At 42.9% G+C, this 19,505-nt stretch carries 22 protein-coding genes; 16 read left to right on the top strand and 6 right to left on the bottom strand.

Annotation, left to right across the window (positions count from 1 at the left end):
- The first annotated feature begins 206 nt into the window (after positions 1-206).
- From sppA to tpx, 5 genes are all read left to right on the top strand, one after another.
- Positions 207-1,208: a signal peptide peptidase SppA gene (gene sppA / locus MHB45_RS16795; protein ID WP_072273376.1), complete on the top strand. Its 1,002-nt coding sequence runs from the start codon at positions 207-209 to the stop codon at positions 1,206-1,208.
- Positions 1,209-1,220: 12 nt separating this feature from the next.
- The gene (locus MHB45_RS16790) at positions 1,221-1,760 is read left to right on the top strand and encodes an RDD family protein (protein ID WP_072273375.1); all 540 of its coding nucleotides are present in this window, start codon (positions 1,221-1,223) and stop codon (positions 1,758-1,760) included.
- Positions 1,761-1,859: 99 nt separating this feature from the next.
- A complete protein-coding gene (locus tag MHB45_RS16785; protein ID WP_048677934.1) occupies positions 1,860-2,552 on the top strand; it encodes a DUF2953 domain-containing protein in 693 nt (230 codons plus the stop codon).
- A 16-nt stretch (positions 2,553-2,568) separates the two neighbouring features.
- Positions 2,569-3,069, top strand: a complete 501-nt coding sequence (ytfJ, locus tag MHB45_RS16780) for a GerW family sporulation protein (RefSeq protein WP_048677933.1) — start codon at positions 2,569-2,571, stop codon at positions 3,067-3,069.
- 179 nt (positions 3,070-3,248) lie between these two features.
- Positions 3,249-3,749 carry a thiol peroxidase gene (gene tpx / locus MHB45_RS16775; protein ID WP_034309176.1) on the top strand — a complete coding sequence of 167 codons (501 nt, stop codon included), beginning with the start codon at positions 3,249-3,251 and terminating at the stop codon, positions 3,747-3,749.
- Between the two features lie 185 nt (positions 3,750-3,934).
- Here tpx and MHB45_RS16770 read toward each other — a convergent pair whose 3' ends face one another.
- Positions 3,935-4,246 (bottom strand): hypothetical protein, encoded by a 312-nt coding sequence (locus tag MHB45_RS16770; protein ID WP_034309173.1) that lies wholly within the window; start codon positions 4,244-4,246, stop codon positions 3,935-3,937.
- Positions 4,247-5,115: 869 nt separating this feature from the next.
- Here MHB45_RS16770 and MHB45_RS16765 point away from each other — a divergent pair.
- The 4 genes from MHB45_RS16765 (at position 5,116) to MHB45_RS16750 (ending at position 9,054) form a co-directional block, all read left to right on the top strand.
- Positions 5,116-6,102, top strand: a complete 987-nt coding sequence (locus MHB45_RS16765) for a class I SAM-dependent methyltransferase (protein WP_034309170.1) — start codon at positions 5,116-5,118, stop codon at positions 6,100-6,102.
- Between the two features lie 178 nt (positions 6,103-6,280).
- Positions 6,281-7,486 carry an acetate kinase gene (locus MHB45_RS16760; RefSeq protein WP_048681078.1) on the top strand — a complete coding sequence of 402 codons (1,206 nt, stop codon included), beginning with the start codon at positions 6,281-6,283 and terminating at the stop codon, positions 7,484-7,486.
- A 216-nt stretch (positions 7,487-7,702) separates the two neighbouring features.
- On the top strand, positions 7,703-8,545 hold the full coding sequence (locus tag MHB45_RS16755) for an EcsC family protein (protein ID WP_048681081.1): 843 nt from the start codon (positions 7,703-7,705) through the stop codon (positions 8,543-8,545).
- Complete coding sequence (locus tag MHB45_RS16750) at positions 8,542-9,054, top strand: MogA/MoaB family molybdenum cofactor biosynthesis protein (protein ID WP_034309163.1); 513 nt, start codon at positions 8,542-8,544, stop codon at positions 9,052-9,054. Before MHB45_RS16755 ends, MHB45_RS16750 begins: the two co-directional genes overlap by 4 nt.
- Before the next feature lie 61 nt (positions 9,055-9,115).
- Here the strand turns inward: MHB45_RS16750 and MHB45_RS16745 are convergent, their stop codons facing one another.
- Positions 9,116-9,430 (bottom strand): hypothetical protein, encoded by a 315-nt coding sequence (locus MHB45_RS16745; protein WP_034309161.1) that lies wholly within the window; start codon positions 9,428-9,430, stop codon positions 9,116-9,118.
- A gap of 213 nt (positions 9,431-9,643) precedes the next feature.
- Between MHB45_RS16745 and MHB45_RS16740 the strand changes: the two genes are divergently transcribed.
- The gene (locus MHB45_RS16740) at positions 9,644-10,849 is read left to right on the top strand and encodes an argininosuccinate synthase (protein WP_048681084.1); all 1,206 of its coding nucleotides are present in this window, start codon (positions 9,644-9,646) and stop codon (positions 10,847-10,849) included.
- Entirely contained in the window at positions 10,846-12,225 is a 1,380-nt protein-coding gene (gene argH / locus MHB45_RS16735; RefSeq protein WP_161922279.1) for an argininosuccinate lyase, read from the top strand. The genes MHB45_RS16740 and argH overlap by 4 nt, the downstream gene beginning before the upstream one ends.
- Before the next feature lie 52 nt (positions 12,226-12,277).
- On the opposite strand, the gene MHB45_RS16730 is transcribed toward argH, so the two are convergent.
- The gene (locus MHB45_RS16730) at positions 12,278-12,715 is read right to left on the bottom strand and encodes a universal stress protein (protein WP_034311454.1); all 438 of its coding nucleotides are present in this window, start codon (positions 12,713-12,715) and stop codon (positions 12,278-12,280) included.
- A gap of 241 nt (positions 12,716-12,956) precedes the next feature.
- Between MHB45_RS16730 and MHB45_RS16725 the strand changes: the two genes are divergently transcribed.
- On the top strand, positions 12,957-13,526 hold the full coding sequence (locus MHB45_RS16725; protein ID WP_048681090.1) for a hypothetical protein: 570 nt from the start codon (positions 12,957-12,959) through the stop codon (positions 13,524-13,526).
- Between the two features lie 80 nt (positions 13,527-13,606).
- On the opposite strand, the gene MHB45_RS16720 is transcribed toward MHB45_RS16725, so the two are convergent.
- The gene (locus MHB45_RS16720; RefSeq protein WP_048681093.1) at positions 13,607-14,704 is read right to left on the bottom strand and encodes a M24 family metallopeptidase; all 1,098 of its coding nucleotides are present in this window, start codon (positions 14,702-14,704) and stop codon (positions 13,607-13,609) included.
- A 118-nt stretch (positions 14,705-14,822) separates the two neighbouring features.
- Between MHB45_RS16720 and MHB45_RS16715 the strand changes: the two genes are divergently transcribed.
- Positions 14,823-15,503: a metal-dependent hydrolase gene (locus MHB45_RS16715; protein WP_048681095.1), complete on the top strand. Its 681-nt coding sequence runs from the start codon at positions 14,823-14,825 to the stop codon at positions 15,501-15,503.
- 556 nt (positions 15,504-16,059) lie between these two features.
- Here MHB45_RS16715 and MHB45_RS16710 read toward each other — a convergent pair.
- On the bottom strand, positions 16,060-16,275 hold the full coding sequence (locus MHB45_RS16710; protein ID WP_048681098.1) for a hypothetical protein: 216 nt from the start codon (positions 16,273-16,275) through the stop codon (positions 16,060-16,062).
- A 125-nt stretch (positions 16,276-16,400) separates the two neighbouring features.
- Between MHB45_RS16710 and MHB45_RS16705 the strand changes: the two genes are divergently transcribed.
- Positions 16,401-16,625: a hypothetical protein gene (locus MHB45_RS16705; RefSeq protein ID WP_034309145.1), complete on the top strand. Its 225-nt coding sequence runs from the start codon at positions 16,401-16,403 to the stop codon at positions 16,623-16,625.
- 71 nt (positions 16,626-16,696) lie between these two features.
- Complete coding sequence (locus tag MHB45_RS16700) at positions 16,697-18,016, top strand: DRTGG domain-containing protein (protein WP_034311452.1); 1,320 nt, start codon at positions 16,697-16,699, stop codon at positions 18,014-18,016.
- A gap of 27 nt (positions 18,017-18,043) precedes the next feature.
- On the opposite strand, the gene MHB45_RS16695 is transcribed toward MHB45_RS16700, so the two are convergent.
- Complete coding sequence (locus MHB45_RS16695; RefSeq protein ID WP_034309143.1) at positions 18,044-18,346, bottom strand: YtpI family protein; 303 nt, start codon at positions 18,344-18,346, stop codon at positions 18,044-18,046.
- A gap of 168 nt (positions 18,347-18,514) precedes the next feature.
- Here MHB45_RS16695 and MHB45_RS16690 point away from each other — a divergent pair, with 168 nt between their 5' ends.
- Positions 18,515-19,453, top strand: a complete 939-nt coding sequence (locus MHB45_RS16690; RefSeq protein WP_251539780.1) for a DHH family phosphoesterase — start codon at positions 18,515-18,517, stop codon at positions 19,451-19,453.
- Positions 19,454-19,505 lie beyond the last annotated feature (52 nt).

Genomic DNA, 19,505 nt, shown 5'->3' with positions numbered 1-19,505 from the left:
ATGTTTCCCCCCTAGTATGTATGGTGATGAAAGGGCTTTCTATATCCTGTTTACGATAAATGCAATTTGTGCAAAATGGACCAATGCATTTCCAATTTGAGGATTCTTTGCTACAATTTTATATGTCTTAGTTTATCATGGAATGAAACATTTTTGGTATTAGTTCGTATGGTAAGAAGGATACATATATTTAAGGGGGAAAACAGATGAATGGAAAGCGTTGGGCTGCACTTGGAATCGCAGCCGTTTTATTTTTTGTTTCTATTGCTGTAGGGGCGGCCACTACTCTATTTACAGCGGATACGGAAAATATCATTGATGAATTATTTGCTTCCGAAAGTGCATTTTACGAGGAAGTCATAGAAGGCGATGATTACACTAATGTTATTGCCGTATTTGATGTAGAGGGCACGATTCAAGATACAGGAGAAGCCTCATTACTTAGTTCAACAACATATAATCACCGTGCCTTCATGGATAAGCTGAAGATGGCAGAGGAAAATGATGATATCAAAGGAATCATCCTTCGGGTGAATTCTCCAGGCGGCGGTGTCGTCGAAAGTGCAGAGATTCATGAAAAGATCCTTGATATCAAGAAAGTGAAAAAACCTGTTTATGTATCAATGGGGTCTATGGCTGCTTCAGGCGGATATTATATTTCTGCACCAGCCGATAAGATTTATGCCAGCCCAGAAACGATGACCGGTTCACTTGGAGTCATCATGCAGGGGTATAATTACGAGAAATTGGCCAAGAAGTATGGTGTTGAGTTCCAAACCATCAAAAGCGGACCACACAAAGATATTATGAGTCCAACCCGGGAAATGACTGGTGAAGAACGTGAAATACTCCAAGACATGATCGATAATTCTTATGATCAATTTGTAAAAATCATTGCAGACGGCCGCGGTATGACTGAGAAGGAAGTAAGGGAAATTGCCGATGGCCGCATTTATGATGGACGCCAGGCTAAAGAAAACCATCTTATCGATGATTTCGGCCATTTGGATGATGTAATTGCCGCTATGAAAACTGATATCGGTAAAAAGGATGCTCAAGTTATCCGTTATACAGATGAGGCAGGTTTCGGTTCATTATTCAGTATGGGTGCGCAAAAAATGTTGGGAAATGATGTGGAAACGGCAGTCTTGACAAAAATCCTTTCCTCTTCAAATTCTCCACGCTTAATGTATTTGTATGCGGAATAGGGGGGCTGAAGGATGACGGAACGAAATGAAAACAATGAACAAATCGCTTCATCCAATCTAATGGCAGATCAAGAGGTTCCCGTTCAGCAGGAATTTACACCAGCCAAAAAGGCCGTGGATGATGACGAAGTCAAGAAAGTGCATTTTGCAGGTTTTTGGATGAGGTTTTGGGCCTATTTAGCGGATCTATTGGTTATCGGAAGCTTGAACCGGATCTTGATTCATCCCATCTTTAAATTTTATGAAGGGACAGATGACCTTTGGTTCTCCGCAGAGGGGTTCTTAACGGGGGTCGTATTCTTCCTATACTTTGTTTTGATGACCAAATTCTGGAACCAAACCCTAGGCAAGATGATTTTCGGGCTGAAAGTCGTTGCCTTGAAGGAAGAGAAAAAAACCATTTCATGGGGTACGATATTGTTCAGGGAGCTGATTGGCCGCTATATTTCAAAGGTCACTTGGATTGGCTATCTCTTGGCAGGCCTATTACCGAAGAAACAGGCTTTGCATGATGTCTTTGCTGACACGGGCGTTGTGTTGATCAGAAGATGATTTTTTTCATTCATAAATCTGTAAGAGCGTGATTTTCGCTTTTACAGGTTTATTTTTTTTGCATATGCCGATAATGATAGGCTGAAGGGGTGTGGGTGCATGAAGTGGCTTTTGTTGATTATGGGTATCCTCATTTTGGTGCTGCTTATTGTTGTTTTCACTAAAGTAAAAGTGTCCATCGACTACAAACGTGTCCAAAAGAATGACCTAATACATATTAAATTATCAGCTTGGTACGGGCTTTTTCACTATACATTCAAGGTTCCGGTCATGAAAATGGAAGATGACTCGGCAACCGTAGTTGTAAAGGAAGAGCAAGAAATGAACGGAAAAACAAAAAAGGAAGAAAAGAAAAAAATCACAGCCGAAGATTTGCGTGACGGATTCGCAGACATTCTGGAAATGCTTCAGCATATAATCGGATTCCATAAGATCGTCCGTCAATTCGCTGGGAAAGTCCAAGTCAAAAAATTCACCTGGCATAGTAAGGTCGGTACTAAAAACGCTGCACACACCGGTGTTTTAACTGGTGCATGCTGGGCACTTAAAGGTTCAATCATCGGTTTGCTGACAACCTATTTCAACTTTCGGATCATGCCCTCCTATTCCATTACACCCGACTTTCAGAGATGGCAGGCAAACACGTCGATTTCCTGCATATTACAATTCAGAATCGGGCAGGCTATGGTGACTGGAATAAAACTGCTTCGTTATTGGAAAGGCGGAAAGCCGCATTTCAAGTCGAGGAAATTAGCGAAGCTATCAGATGATTCCAATAAACAATCGTTCTAGAGTGGAGGGAATTTAAATGTCAGATCATCCGATCCAAGGTTTAATGAAAGAAGCTATGGAAAATCTTAAAGAAATGGTCGATGTGAACACGATCATTGGTGATCCGGTAGAAACTCCGGATGGAAGTGTCATTTTAACCGTATCCAAAGTGGGGTTTGGTTTTGCAGCCGGTGGCAGCGAATTTGTGATGGATGGAAACCATCAAGGACAGCAAGGTGGTTCCAAGCAGCCTTTTGGCGGCGGTAGCGGCGGTGGGGTTTCCATAACGCCAATTGCCTTTTTGATTGTCGGCTCCCATGGAGTGAAAATGATTCATCTCGATGAAGGGACGCATCTTCTCGAAAAAATGATGGATTTAGCTCCTCAAGTCGTCGATAAGATTCAGTCCATGCTATCAAAGAAAGACAATAATCAAAAGCAAGGCAATAATCAAAACCAAAAAAATAATCAATACCAAGGCGGCAGTCAACCAGCTGTGAACAGATACCAAGAACCTAAACAGGATATAGACTTCTAATTGCGACTCGGCATCCGCCGAGTTTTTCTTTTTGCTGCATTCTTCCACTACACAAAAAAAGCTCGGATGCAGAACTTGTGCAAGCACCATTCACATTTCCTGATTCAATTAATTGCAAAATTCCGGCAAAACAAATATTATTATGCTTGTACATATAGCAGAAAAGGGAGGAATTATTAATGGCTTCAGTTACATTTAAAAACAACCCGATCACTTTAGTGGGACAAGAACTAAAAGTTGGGGACAAAGCACCTGATTTTACAGTATTGGCTAATGACTTATCACCGGTTACTTTAAGCGACTCCAAAGGTTCTGTCCGCATTATCAGCGTTGTTCCATCCGTGGATACAGGCGTATGTGATGCACAGACACGTAAATTCAATGAAGAAGCGGCAAAATTGGATAATGTGAAAGTACTGACGATCAGTAACGACCTTCCTTTCGCGCAAAAACGCTGGTGTGCTGCCAGCGGCTTGGACAATGTTCAAGTTCTTTCCGATCACCGTGACCTTTCATTCGGTGAAGCATATGGTGTCGTCATGCAAGAACTTCGTCTATTGGCTCGCTCTGTATTCGTTGTGAACAGCTCTGATGAAATCACATATGTAGAATATGTGAGTGAAGGTACCAACCATCCAAATTACGAAGGTGCAATCGAAGCGGCGAAAGCGGCAAAATAAGATGCGAATTTAAGAAACCGGGCACAATGTGCCCGGTTTTTTGTTATAATGTTGATTTTCTTGTTGATAAACACCTTGTCGTTGAAGTGGACAGGTCCTTTTTAGGATTTAATGTTCATTGGAGTTTTGTCGATCGATACTTTTCATTTCTATTGAAGGGTATCATTTTTTATATCTGGATTAAGTTAAGGCTCGAAAGTCGGACCATTTTGTGGTAAAACAACCTTACCAGACCATTCCTGACCATTAGGTGTTCCAACTCTTATGTCAATTTCATTAGGCCACGATGGCATTTGTCTTGGTCCTGGGAAAAACCCCGCTTGTTGCCCTGCTCGAAATCCTTCTCGATACCCCTGTCGATACCCTTGTCGAAATCCTTGTCGAAAACCTTGTTGAAACCCCTGCTGTTGCCTGTTAAATTCATCTGCTGACTGAATATCATGTTGCTGATTTATCGGATTAACCTGCCCATGATAGTTTTGATATTGATTATCCATATATAATCACCACCTCATGCATGGTATTCTGTTTGGGCCTTCATTGAGCCTATCCAAGTAATAAAAAAATACAGGGCAACAACACAACCTGTATTTGAGTTTTTGGACAAAAGATTTCTATCTAAATTTCAAAACAAAGTTGATTGGACGTAAGGTACGAGACTCCTGCGGGGAAAGCGTGTCCAGGGGATACCCCGCAGGAGGCGCAAGCCGAGGGCAGACCGCCCGCGGAAAGCGAGTGCCTGGAACGGAAATCAAGTCCCCCAATAACATTTCATGGTTTGGGGTGTGACCAGTCCTAGCCACTTTTTTAGACAAAAGGTTTTCTATCTAATTTCAAAACAAATTTGATTGGACGTAAGGTACGAGACTCCTTCGGGAAAAGCGTGTCTAGGGTAGACCCCGCAGGCGCAAGCCGAGGATGCTTCCCGGACCGCCCACGGAAAGCGAGTGCCTGGAACGGAAATCAAGTCCCCCAATAACATTTCATGGTTCGGGGTGTGACCAGTCCTAGCCACTTGTTAGACAAAAGGTTTTCTATCTAAATTTCAAAACAAAGTTGATTGGAATGTAAGGTACGAGACTCCTTCGGGAAAAGCGTGTCCAGGGGAGACCCCGCAGGCGCAAGCCGAGGGCAGACCGCCCGCGGAAAGCGAGTGCCTGAAGTGGAAATCAACGTCGTACTTATTTACTTACTCATGTTTAAAATTTTGTAAAGGGAGTGGGCGCGAGAGATTCCTTATAGGAGGAATTTCAAAACGGAAAACGGTACGTTAAATAATCGAAGAATGATGAGCAGGACGTACGGCTTGTATCTCTTTCTTCTTACCTTTAAAATAGGGACAGAAGCAAACAGGAGGAATTAATAAGTGAAGTCTACCCCAGTTGAACAATTATTTTATGAATTTGATGAAACAGCTCAAATATTGCAAAGTGAACTATCATGTACGTATCTGGACGCCTTGGGCGAAACGGGCGAGAATTTCTTCCAAGGGAAAGTCCTGCAGGATGAAATCAGTGAAGTATCGAAGAAAAGGTTAGCGAAGCATTATGCAGATTTTTCACCAGAGAAATATGAGAAGGAAGCAATCCGTAAAGCGTATCAGCTTGCCATTTTAAAAGGCATGCAGCAAAGCGTTCAGCCGAATCATCATATGACTCCTGATGCAGTCGGCATGTTCGTCAGCTATTTAGTCGGTAAATTCACCAAGGACCAAAAAGAGATAGTCATGCTCGATCCAGCCATTGGGACGGGGAACTTACTATTTGCGATCATGAATCAACTTACTGATAAAAACATCGCTTCATATGGTGTCGAGATTGATGAAACCTTGATCAGGCTTGCTTATGCTGGTGCCAACCTGCAAGAACATCCACTGGAATTTTTCAATCAGGACAGCTTGGAGCCACTTTTCATCGATCCTTCAGATGTTGTGGTCAGTGATTTGCCGATTGGTTATTACCCGAATGATGTGCGTGCAGCTGAATATGAATTGAAGGCCGACAAGGGACATTCGTATGCACATCATTTGTTTATTGAACAAGGTGTTAAACACGCGAAGGATGGCGGACACCTATTCTTCATTGTCCCGAATAACCTGTTCGTCTCGGAAGAAGCTCCGAAACTCAATGATTTCCTGAAGAAGCATACACATATTCAAGGGATGGTGCAACTGCCGCTTTCCATGTTCAAGAATGAATCGGCTGCCAAAAGCATCCTGATTCTTCAAAAGAAAAAAGAGGGTATCGAAGCTCCGAAGAAGGCATTGCTTGTACAACTTCCGAAGTTGTCGGATTTCGAAGCGACAAGGTCTGTCATGCAACAGATGGATGATTGGTTTAAAGAGGAAAAATAATCAATGAAAGCTGATGCCGCAGGCATTGGCTTTCATTTTTTTTTGGAAAAGTGATGATTGGCAATTTTTCGTTATTATTTGGTTGTAATCGCATGCCATGATAAGATTGTACAATACACTGCACGTCTTCATTGAGATGCATATGGAAGAACTAACTTAGAGTAAAGGAGCAGGATCGATGTCAAAAGTCATGGCTATTAATGCGGGCAGCTCTTCATTGAAGTTTCAGCTTTTTGAGATGCCTAGTGAAAAAGTAATTACAAAAGGTCTTGTAGAAAGAATCGGCTTGAAAAATTCCGCATTCACTTTAAGCGTCGAAGGCGAAAATGTTTCTGAAACGGTGGATATACCCAATCATGAAGTGGCTGTAGGGCTTTTATTGAAAAAGCTCATTGACCATCGTATCATTGACTCCTTTGAAGAGATAGATGGCGTAGGGCATCGGGTGGTGCATGGCGGCGAGGTATTCAGTGAATCGGTTTTGATCACGGAGGATGTAATAGAGGAAATCGAAAAGCTTTCCGAGTTGGCGCCCCTTCATAATCCAGCCAATATCACCGGGATCCAAGCCTTCAGGCGAATACTTGATGATGTGCCAGCGGTTGCGGTATTCGATACCGCCTTCCATCAAACGATGGCAGCAGGTTCCTATTTATACAGCTTACCTCTTGAATATTATGAAAAGTACGGAATAAGGAAGTATGGGTTTCATGGTACTTCACATAAATATGTATCGCAGCGTGCTGCCGAAATGATTGGCCGCCCAATTGAACAGCTTCGATTGATATCCTGCCATTTAGGGAATGGTGCAAGCATTACGGCCATAAAGGGAGGCAAATCGATTGATACATCAATGGGGTTTACTCCCTTGGCCGGTGTTACCATGGGAACGCGTTCAGGGAACATCGACCCTGCACTGATTCCTTATATCATGGAGAAGACGGGAAAAACAGCAGATGAAGTGCTGGATGTCCTGAATAAGAAAAGCGGCATGCTGGCCCTTTCCGGATTTTCCAGCGACCTGCGCGATATTCAAGTTGAAGCGGATAAAGGAAATGAGCGGGCTGAACTTGCACTTAAAGTATTTGCAGACCGGATTCACAAGTACATAGGCTCCTATTCAGCTAAAATGGGAGGTGTGGACGGCATCATTTTTACAGCGGGCATCGGTGAAAACAGCCAAAAGATTAGAGGGCGTATCTTGGAGGGACTTGAATTCATGGGGGTATATTGGGATAAGGATCTCAATCATACCAAGGGCAAGGAAGCGTTCATCAATACACCTTATTCCCCTGTCAAAGTCATGGTCATCCCAACCAATGAAGAAATCATGATTGTCAGGGATACCGTGAAAATAGCTTTGAAAGAAACCTGGAAAGCATGACTTCCTGTTTTTTTTATAATGATCTCCTTATCTCTCTGGTAAGGGGGTCTTTCCAGTGAATGCAGTCTATCGAATTTCTCGCCTTCTCTTGGATTTTTTGTACTGGCAATCCATATCATTGAACGCCGGATCGCCATCATCTATTCTCGGAAATGCTTCCTTCTATGGTATACTTAAGGGAGAATCCACCAATTCTGTACATAGGAGGCTTGATGCATGGAATTCACGAACCGGGAAATGAAAGTTTGGAATGAAATTAGTGAATGGCAGGAAAAACTCTATCAATATGAGCCAACGGATCTTGCTGCATTGTATGATAAATGGTTGGAGCAGGGGTTTGCCCTTCTTCCGGAAAACGTCCAACAACAGTTTTTTGAAAAGCTTGATACCTGGCTTTTTCATTTGCATGCCATGGTTCAGAGCTCACAAGTTCAAATAGATGCAAGAGAGCGGATTTTAGCATCTGCGCGCGTGTTTAATGAAGAAATCGAAACGTTGAGTGATTTGAATCACTTATCGATCGATCAGTTGAATTACATAGCTAATCAGCATATTGCTAAGCATCGTTTATATTCTTTTGCACAAGGAGGGATGAGCGGATCAGGAGGCCTGCTTCTGCTGGGGAGCGATATTCCGGCCATGACCGTCATCAATGTCAGGATCGTACAGCTGATTGCGATGTCTTATGGTGTCGAGGTGAATACACCGTTTGAAATGATGCTGGCCCTTAAGGTATTCAATGCAGGAGCGATGCCAAAGAGGCTCCAAGGAATAGCCTGGGAAGAATTGATCCGGGAGGTCCAGACCGCAGAAGATGACTATTTTTATTTAGGAATCGAAGAATTGACAAACCCTACATGGATGGAACAGCCGCTCAAGCAGCTGTTGAAAGCATTATCCATTGCCGTTTTCCGCAAAAAACTGGTTCGGGGCATACCGTTCATCAGCATGGCCATCGGGGCTGGATCCAATTATCAAATGACCAGGAATGTCAGTGAATTTGCACAGAAGTTCTATCAATATCGTTATTTACTGGAGAAGAAGGCTGATGGAGAATGAGTGTCAAGAATCATAAAAAAGCCGTCACGGAGGCAGTTCGCTGCATGGTGATAACCGTCAGCGATACGCGTGATGAAGAAACGGATAAAAGCGGGGCACTGATGAAGGAATTATTGAAATCGAGTGGTCATGAAGTGACGGAATATGTAATCGTTAAAGATGAGCGGAAGGCGATTCAGGATGCGGTCACTTCTGGCAGCCAAAGCGGTATGGTTGATGTCATATTAACAAATGGGGGCACCGGCATCGCCAAAAGGGATGTAACGATCGAGGCGGTCAAAGAATTGATGACCAAGGAAATACCCGGTTTTGGTGAGATTTTCCGTATGCTCAGCTATCAAGAGGATATCGGGGCAGCTGCCATTCTCTCCAGGGCGATTGCCGGAGTCGTGAACAACAAAGCGGTTTTTTCCACCCCGGGTTCATCAGGGGCGGTTCGGCTTGCGATGAATAAATTGATTCTTCCGGAATTGGGACATGTCGTCGGTGAACTCCGCAAGGATTTATAAGAGGGATGCAAAAAAAAAGCCACAGTTTTAAACTGTGGCTTTTTTTTGCATGGAATAGGCCTTAATTATGCATCTTCTCCGTCACGGCTTGATTGGCACGATACCAAAGCCATAAATCATTGATGATGGAAGCAAGTTCCGCAATTTCGGAATTGAGCTGGCATGATTTGGCGAAATTACTCTCATCGGAGAGCCGAAACTGCTTTCTGTTAATCGTGGATTCCAGTTCCTTGATGCGGTCCGGGATGCTTCCCCGGATATTCTCCCAATGTACGAGTATTTGCTGCTGCTCGCCTTTTGTATATTCATCCCACTCCAGATTCAAATCGGGAATGGAGATGCCGAGCCTTTCATCATAGATAAATAGTTCTCTCATATGCCCTCCGCTTTTCGATTTATCATACTCCTAGTTTACTATATTCTCGCGGAAGCATCCAATGTGTAAATTCCCTGAAAATATTAGCGGATTATTTAGCGAAATCTTTAAAATACCCCTTGTATTCCATTAATAAAGATGATAAAGTACTAATCATAGATTGAATAAAAATAACAAACGATGAATTTTTATTCACACGAAAGGACGATGGAAATGGAAAATCAAAAAGTTGTTTTAGCATATTCCGGAGGTTTGGATACTTCCGTTGCAATTAAATGGTTACAAGATCAAGGGTACGAAGTTGTGGCATGCTGCTTGGATGTCGGAGAAGGAAAAGATTTGGACTTCATTAAGGAAAAAGCGATCACTGTCGGTGCGGTAAGTTCCTATGTCATTGATGCGAAGGACGAATTCGCTGATGAATTCGCATTGACGGCTCTTCAGGCACATACTTTGTATGAAGGGAAATATCCATTGGTATCTGCTTTATCACGTCCGCTGATTGCGAAGAAATTAGTGGAAGTGGCTGAAGCGGAAAACGCGGTAGCCGTTGCACACGGTTGTACGGGAAAAGGAAATGACCAAGTGCGTTTCGAAGTATCCATCTCCGCATTGAACCCTAATTTGCAAGTCCTTGCACCTGTTCGTGACTGGAAATGGTCTCGTGAAGAGGAGATTGAATATGCAGCGAAAAATGGCATTCCCGTTCCGATTGGCATGGCGAGCCCGTTCTCGATTGACCAAAACCTTTGGGGAAGAAGTAACGAATGCGGAATCCTGGAAGATCCTTGGGCAGCTCCGCCGGAAGAGGCATATGATTTGACTACAAGCCTTGAATGTACGCCAGATACTGCCGATATCATTGAAATTGGTTTTGAACAAGGTGTGCCGGTTACATTGAATGATAAAAACTATAAATTGGCTGACCTGATCGTCGAGTTGAATCAAATTGCCGGCAAACACGGAGTTGGACGTATCGATCACGTTGAAAATAGATTAGTAGGAATCAAATCACGTGAAGTCTATGAAGCTCCTGGTGCGATGACATTGATAGCTGCACACAAAGAACTTGAAGATATCACGCTTGTTAAAGAACTGGCTCACTTCAAACCGGTGATCGAGAAGAAAATGACTGAATTGATTTATGAGGGACTTTGGTTCTCTCCGCTTCAAAAAGCTTTGGCTGCATTCCTGAAAGAAACACAAGTGAATGTAACGGGTACGGTCCGTGTGAAACTATTCAAAGGTCATGCGATTGTTGAAGGAAGAAAATCCGAGTACTCCCTATATGACGAAAAATTGGCTACCTATACAAAAGCAGACGAATTCGATCATGATGCAGCAGTTGGATTCATTAAGCTATGGGGACTTCCGACGAAAGTGAACAGCATGGTCAATAACAAGAAGGTGACAGTGTGAGCAGCAAGCTTTGGGGAGGAAGATTTACGAAATCTGCCGAAGAATGGGTAGATGAATTTGGAGCTTCCATTTCCTTTGACCAGGAACTTGTCCTTGAAGATATTCAAGGCAGTTTAGCTCATGTAACCATGTTAAAGCAATGCAGCATTTTACCTGAAGAAGATGCGGATCAGATCATTGCGGGTCTGAAAAGCTTACAGGAAAAAGCTGAGAAGGGTGAATTGACTTTTAAGGTTGAGATGGAAGATATCCACCTCAACCTGGAAAGTATGCTAATAAGCGAAATCGGTCCAGTTGGCGGAAAGCTTCATACAGGAAGAAGCCGTAATGACCAAGTTGCGACCGACCTTCATCTGTATATGCGGAACCAAACGAAAGTGATTCTGGAACTCATCAATGATTTGCAAATAGCGATTTTGGGACAATCCAAGAAAAATGTGGAAACACTGATTCCAGGTTATACACATTTGCAGCGTGCACAGCCCATTTCGTTTGCCCACCATTTAATGGCTTATTTTTGGATGCTTGAGCGTGACAAGCAGCGCTTCACCGAGAGTTTCAAAAGAATCAACATTTCTCCATTGGGTGCTGGGGCATTAGCTGGGACGACTTTCCCGATTGACCGTGCCCTCAGTGCGGAGCTATTGGGGTTTGAGGGAATTTACGAAAACAGCCTTGATGCGGTAAGTGATCGTGATTTTGCCATTGAATTCATGAGCAACAGTGCGACAATGATGATGCATTTATCCCGTTTCAGCGAAGAAATCATTCTCTGGTCAAGCCAGGAATTCCAATTCATTGAATTGGATGATGCGTTTTCCACTGGAAGCAGCATCATGCCGCAAAAGAAAAACCCTGATATGGCGGAATTGATCCGTGGTAAAACAGGACGGGTTTATGGGAACCTAACGGGGTTATTGACTGTTTTGAAAGGACTGCCGCTTGCTTATAACAAAGATATGCAAGAAGATAAAGAGGGCGTTTTTGATACGGTTAAGACCATTGTTGGTTCACTTAAAATATTTGCCGGCATGATTTCAACGATGAAAGTGAAAACGGACGTAATGGAAAAAGCAACAAAAAATGACTTCTCGAATGCGACGGAATTAGCTGATTACCTGGCTTCAAAGGGAATGCCTTTCCGTGAGGCGCACGAAGTGGTCGGGAAGCTTGTATTGTTCTGTGTCCAGAATGGCTGCTATTTAGTCGACCTGAGCATTGAACAATTCCAGGAAACTTCCGAGTTGTTTGATCAGGATATTTATGATGCATTAAATCCTTATGAGGCAGTTAAACGCCGTAACAGTGCGGGCGGTACAGGTTTTGCCCAAGTCCTGCTGGCGATTGAAAAAGCGGAAAAACTGGTAAGTGAATAACAGGAAAAAGCTCGTTCACCAATTTGGCGAACGAGCTTTTTATCATTTTCTCTTATTGATTCGTACGCACGACCATTACATCACAGTTTGAATGGCGAACGATGCCTTCCGACACGCTGCCGATAAGGAAACGTTCGACTGCATTAAGGCCTGTTGCACCGCAGACAATTAAATCGATCGAATGCTTTTTCGCTAAATCCCTTGGAATTTGAACTTTAGGAGAACCATAGGCAACTTCTGTTTGGACCTTTGTAATCCCGGAGGCAATGGCTTCCGTTTTATACTTGTCCAATAGCTCATTGGCAAAGGTTTCAGAGTGATCACGGATAGTCATATCATAAGCTTCGACAGTAGGGAAATTCCTTGTATCCACGATGTGTGTGAGCACAAGGGTAGCATCACTGAGTTTTGCTAAGTAGATGGCCTTTTTTAAGGCCCACTCTGCTTCTTCCGAGCCGTCCACTGCTACAAGAATATTTTTATAATCTATACTATTCAAGTGAATCTCCTCCTTCTATTTCATTCCTATTATACAATGATTTACCTAATGTATCTGATTTCAATTGTAACAAATCAGCGAATGTTTATGCCAATAATCTGGAAATCAAAAATGAAACAATATGAGTCCAACCTTATTATGATGTAATGAATCATGCAGTAACGAAAATCTCTCCTTTTTACCTTATTTGTTTTTTAATGGTAACCTTTGGTGTGAGAGGGGAGTTTTTTCTTTGAGTGTTTCAAAAATAGTAAACTATGCTTTATATTCATTTATGCTTTTGTATGCTTTGACCTATTTCATTTATATTTTCTTCATCAATTTTATACATGCTTCAATCAGTTTTATGAGTATAGCAGCACTGCTGCTTCCATTTATTCTATTACTATTTTTTCAATGGATTTCATGGAAATATACTAATAAGCATAATAAAAGGAAACTCAAGATTAGATTTATAGTCATATCAAGCCTTGGCTTTGCCCTTCTGGTTTTTTGTGTGGTTCTGTTAGGGGTAAATGAATCTGAATCAAGGTTCACCACTGAAAGATGGTTAAATGATGATAAAGGAAGAGTCTACCTGGTAGATGACTTAATCAATCAACATGAATTGATAGGCATGACAAAAGATGATGTGTTCACGTTTTTAGGGTCCCCAACAGAAACGGAATATTTTAAAGAGGAAGATAATGTTGTTTATTATCTCGGTGACGAGAGGGGAATCATAAGAATAGACAGTGAATGGCTGGTCATTTGGTTTGACGGCAGTGATAAAGCAATGAAGTATGAACTGCGGACCGATTAGTTGATATGTTGAAAAAATACCCCCGTCTTAAATGAAGGCGGGGGTATTCGGATTTCGTTATATTAATGGTTCATGCATTATCACTTTATGATTTGCAGGCTCTTCGGGAATTTGGTCAAAACCTCACAGCCGGCATCGGTGATCAGTAGATCATCTTCAATCCTGACACCTGCAACATTTGGAACATATATGCCAGGTTCGATGGTATAAACCATTCCGGATTGAAGTTCGAGGGAATTCGTTTCAGTCAAGGATGGATACTCATGGACACTGATCCCAAGTCCGTGGCCGAGCCTGTGCGGGAAGAATTCACCGTATCCTTTATCCCTGATGATGTTTCTGGCCGTCAAGTCTATCTCGGAACAGGATACACCAGGTTTACTGGCTGCAACGGCAGCTTCTTGTGCTCTACGTACAGTTTCATATATTTCTGCCTGTTTATCATTGATATCTCCGTAAGCAACCGTTCTAGTAATGTCAGAGCAGTACCCTTCATGAACGACGCCAAGGTCAAAGAGGACAAGGTCGCCGCGCTGAACCTTCGTATTCCCAGGTGTGCCATGCGGGGAAGCGCCATTTTTACCAGTCAGGACCATGGTGGAGAAAGACATTTGGCTCACTCCGGCCTTTTTCAATTCGTATTCAATCGCTGCAAGGATTTCCATTTCCGTTTTACCTTCATGAATTTCGCTGACACCCACTTCAATCGCAAAGTCGGCAAGGCGGCATGCTTCACGGATTTTGACCATTTCATCTTCCGATTTGATCATTCGCATCTTTTGAAGTTTTTCTTCTGCGGAAACAAGCTTCGGTGCTCCGAAGTGTTGTTGGACCTTTTCATAACGTTCCACATTCATATGCTCTTTTTCAATGGCCATTGTATGAATGGTTAAACCGCGATCCTTGACTGCTTGCTTAACTTTTTCCCAAGGATTTTCAATGTCGGTGTAACCGATGATATCTCCATCCCATCCAGCCTGTTTAGCATCCGGAACTTCCATCTGCGGGCAGACAAGGAAAGGTTCGGCATTTGCAAAAATGGCAAGTGCCAGCAGTCTTTCATGAGGATCACTAAAAAACCCGCTCAAATAGAAGATGCTCTCTGTAGATGTAAGTAAAGCGGCTTCAGCCTCATTCGCCTGTAGCCAAGTTTGTAGTTCTTTCAAACGTTCATTCATGACGGTACCTCCATTAATAAGATATAATTACCTTAGCAATATTTAAAAGTATAGTAAATGGGAAAGGCCTAAGAAAGCTACATAAAAAAATTGTTGGTATGGGAAGGGAGCATCAAAAATGAAAGTATCTTTTCATGGACATGCAGTTGTAAAAGTCGAAACGAATGGTAAAACGATTTTAATCGATCCATTCATTACTGGAAACGAATTGACCGATTTGAAGGTGGAAGATGTGAAACCGGATGTGATCATCTTAACACATGGCCATAATGACCACGTCGGTGATACGGTTGAATTGGCCAAAAGGCATGATGCGCTTGTCATCGGCATTGCAGAGATTGCCGACTACCTGGGTGATCAAGGGGTCAGGACCCACGGGATGAGCATCGGCGGAGCTTTCGAGTTCGACTTTGGAAAAGTGAAACTGACGCCAGCTTTCCATGGAACGGGATTCAATAATGGAGAGGGGCAAATCATTTATTTAGGAATGCCTGCTGGAATATTGCTTACGATAGAAGGGAAAACGATCTATCATGCAGGGGATACAGCGGTATTTTCCGATATGAAACTGATCGGGGAACGACATCCGATTGACTTGGCATTCTTGCCTATCGGCGACAATTACACCATGGGCCCGGAAGATGCAGCACTTGCAGCGAAATTCCTTCAAGCCAAACAAGTCGTGCCGATTCATTACAATACTTTCCCTGTCATCAAACAGGATCCTGAAAAATTCCTCGACTTGCTTGAAGAGGAAAATGGACTGATCATGGAAGCCGGGGATGAAATAGACTTTTAAAAGGAGCGGGAGCCTGCAGGTGCTTCCATCAGACTATAGATAAGTTCGATGATAATGGAGTGTGTCGACAGTTTTTTTTAGGTTTGTAATATTTGACCGTTTCTTTCCACTGCAGGCACTCGCTTTCCGCGGGCGGTCCGGGAGCCTCCTTGGCGCTTATGCGCCTGCGGGGTCTCCCTTGGACTCGCATTCCCGCAGGAGTCTCGCACCTTCCGTTCCAATCAACTCTGCATTAAAACTAAGAGAGAAACCCAATTGCCCTCAGTTTTGGAAGGTTTGTAAGTTGACTTTTTCTTTCTCCATTAAGACTTAATAATTTATATCCGCCTTTACTAAAGACTTTTTGTTTTTTATTAGAAAAGGAGTACTTTAGGAAAATAAGTCAAGTTCATTATTTTACATATACACTTCCGTATATCTCATTATCGAGATAGCGTCCAGTTTCCAAATCTAATGCATGGGAAAGTCGTGGTTGTTGGTGCGTTTGTCTGCACCGCTGTGGACCAAGTGATGATTGGTGTTTTACAATACTACTGCTTCCTGTTTTCCTTGCAAACTACCCCGTACAGTGAGTTTCTTTTCTAAACTTCATTTTTATTTCTGACACTTCTTTATTATCTGTCTGTTTAGAATCATTTTCCTCTCCATTGACTGCCACTTTAGTACCTGCTTCGGAACATCCATCTATAGTTAGGGCGCTCAAAGCAACTATTATTGAATTGATATGTTTGACAAAAACTAATCCCTCCTTTTGTATATCGAGTAAATTCACTCCTCTTTTATGAAAAAAGAATCCATACAAAGTGAATCTATCTGAAAGTAAACTCTCGCTCAGCAGCCAAGTCTTTTTTCCTTTCACAGGCATAAAATGAATAGATGAAAAAAAGGGGGGATTGGATGAAACAGAGGTTATTACTGTGTTTGCTTTTATGCGGTGTGATGCTGTATTATGCCGTGCCGCGCTTGTCGTTGGAAAGTGGCGGTCTGGAGGGTCTGTTTGCTGGATCCTGGCTGTTGTTTGCATTGTTGGCGGTAGCAGGAAACTTGACGGGCATACTATATTCTCCTAAGAAACAAAAGGTAAAACGACAGCCGGAATACAAAAGGTTGCGCCAATACTAGTAGTTGTTTGATAAACTGGGCTCTTTGACCTTATAATGGAGAATAGGAATACCGTGAAAAGGGTGAAGCGCTTGGCTACAAAGCATGAACAAATATTGAAACATATCGATGGGCTCCCTGTCGGCGAAAAGATTTCCGTCCGTCAAATAGCGAAAGCATTGAATGTTAGTGAAGGTACGGCATACCGGGCAATTAAAGAGGCGGAGAACCAGGGCTACGTGAGCTCGATTGAGCGGGTAGGCACGATCCGCATTGAGAAAAAGAAAAAAGAGAATATTGAAAAGCTCACTTTTGCAGAGGTAGTCAATATTGTTGACGGACAAGTTCTTGGAGGGAAAACGGGACTTCATAAGACATTAAATAAATTCGTCATCGGGGCGATGAAGCTGGATGCCATGATGAGATATACAGGGGCAGGAAACCTGCTGATCGTCGGGAACCGTACACAGGCCCATGAGCACGCGTTAAAAGCGGGTGCAGCGGTGCTGATCACCGGGGGATTCGATACTGAAGAGCCTGTTAAAAGGTTAGCCGATGAATTGGAGATGCCTGTCATCTCAACGAGTTACGATACGTTTACCGTCGCAACGATGATCAATCGGGCGATTTATGACCAATTGATCAAAAAGGAAATCTTGCTGGTGGAGGATATTTTGACACCCGTACAGGAAACGACCTTTTTGACAGTGGGTGACCGGGTTCAGACCTGGCATGAACTGAATCAGGAATCGGGGCATAGCCGTTTCCCTGTTGTCGATGACAATATGAAGGTTCAAGGAATGGTCACATCAAAAGATATCATCGGACAGGAAGAGATGACTCTCATCGATAAGGTGATGACGAAAAACCCGATGACCGTAGGCGATAAAATGAGTGTGGCATCTTCTGCACATATGATGGTTTGGGAAGGGATCGAGTTAATCCCGGTCGTGAATGACAGTCATATCCTAAAGGGTATCGTGAGCAGGCAGGATGTGCTGAAGGCATTGCAAATGAGTCAAAGGCAGCCACAGGTCGGCGAAACGATCGACGATACGATCACCAGCCAGCTTGTGATGACTTCGAATCGCGGCAAGGGCGAGGAAGTGTATAACTATGGCGTCACCCCGCAGATGACCAATTACCTTGGTACCATTTCAAGCGGTGTGTTCACGACATTGGTCACCGACTCGGCAAATCGTGCACTTAGAAGCTATAAGCGCGGTGACTTGGTCGTGGAAAACATGACGATCTACTTCATCAAGCCAGTCCAGATCGACAGTACACTTGAAATCCATCCGCGTGTCCTTGATGTAGGACGTAAATTCGGAAAAGTAGATGTCGAGGTGTTTAACCAAGGCAAACTTGTCGGCAAGGCGATGTTGACTTGTCAATTGCTGGACCGATCATGAAAAATAAAAAGGATAATCGAAATTCGATTATCCTTTTTGATTTGCAGCTTCTTCGATTGCATGCGGCAAATAAAATTTATACATTTTATAGCCGCCCCAAATACTGAATAAGCCAACGAAGATGAAAACGGCGGCAATGATATAAGTGATGGTCGTGTGGAATAGAAAAAGCTGATTGATTCCGAATAGTGCGACAAACGCACCGAGGGCAATGGAAGACTTCCCTGAAATCCACTTTTTCTCCATCGGCATTCTGGTTCGGACCGATTTGATTTTATAAAACAGATAGACCCCTAGTGAAAGAACGATCAAGGTGACAAGAATAGGCATCGTTTGAAATTCCCCCAATTTAACATATGTACCTTTTTATTGTAGCGGGAAATGAAAGAGAATGCCACAGTAAACAAGATGAGTCTTCCTATTTCCGCAATTTTTTGATTAAATGAAATATATCATCTTTATAAGGCTCGATAATACATATGTTAAGGGGAGATCAATATGAAAGCTGAAATATTAGCAGATATAAAGCGTTATGATACTATCATTCTCCATCGTCATGTCCGTCCAGATCCGGACGCTTATGGATCACAGGGGGGATTGGCGGAAATCCTGAAAGCATCTTTCCCCGAAAAGCGAATTTATACGGTCGGGAAAGAGGAACCGTCATTGAATTATTTAAGAAGGCTCGATGTGATTTCGGATGAAACATATCAAGGTGCCTTGGTCATCGTTTGTGATACCGCAAATACGGACCGGATATGTGATGCACGTTACACGACGGGGGATAAACTGATTAAGATCGATCATCATCCTAATGAAGATCCATATGGGGATATGCGCTGGGTCGATACATCGGCAAGTTCCACAAGTGAAATGATTTACGAGTTTTACCAGTTCGGTAAAGAACAAGGCTTGAAGATGAGTGATGAAGCGGCACGCCTTCTATATGCAGGCATTGTTGGCGATACAGGTCGTTTCCTATTCCAAAGCACGACTGAAAAGACATTTGCCTATGCCAGTGAATTGATTCACTATTCGTTCTCCCGCCCGCAGTTATATCAGGAGATGTATGACGTCGAGGAAAGCATAGTCCGGTTGAATGGATATGTGCTGCAGCATTTTGAAATCCTTCCATATGGAACGGGGAAAATGATCATCACGAAAGATATACTTGAAAAATTCAATGCTTCCACATCTGAGGCATCGCAGCTCGTTTCCTCGCTAGGTTCGATTAAAAATGTTAAGTCATGGGTCTTTTTCATTGAAGAGGATCAAGAAATCAGGGTCCGTTTCCGTTCTAAAGGACCGATCATCAATACGATTGCCCGTAAATATAACGGCGGAGGCCACCCGTTTGCAGCAGGGGCTTCGATCTATTCTTGGGATGAAGTGGATAATATCCTTGCCGACATGGAAGAGTTGAATAAAGCGGAATGATAAAAACTTAAAGACCAAATCACAATGATTTGGTCTTTTAAATTCGGTGGAT

Source organism: Peribacillus sp. FSL K6-5616, from assembly GCF_038008245.1.
GTDB classification, from domain to species: domain Bacteria; phylum Bacillota; class Bacilli; order Bacillales; family DSM-1321; genus Peribacillus; species Peribacillus frigoritolerans.
This window is presented reverse-complemented; position numbering and strand designations above follow the sequence as displayed.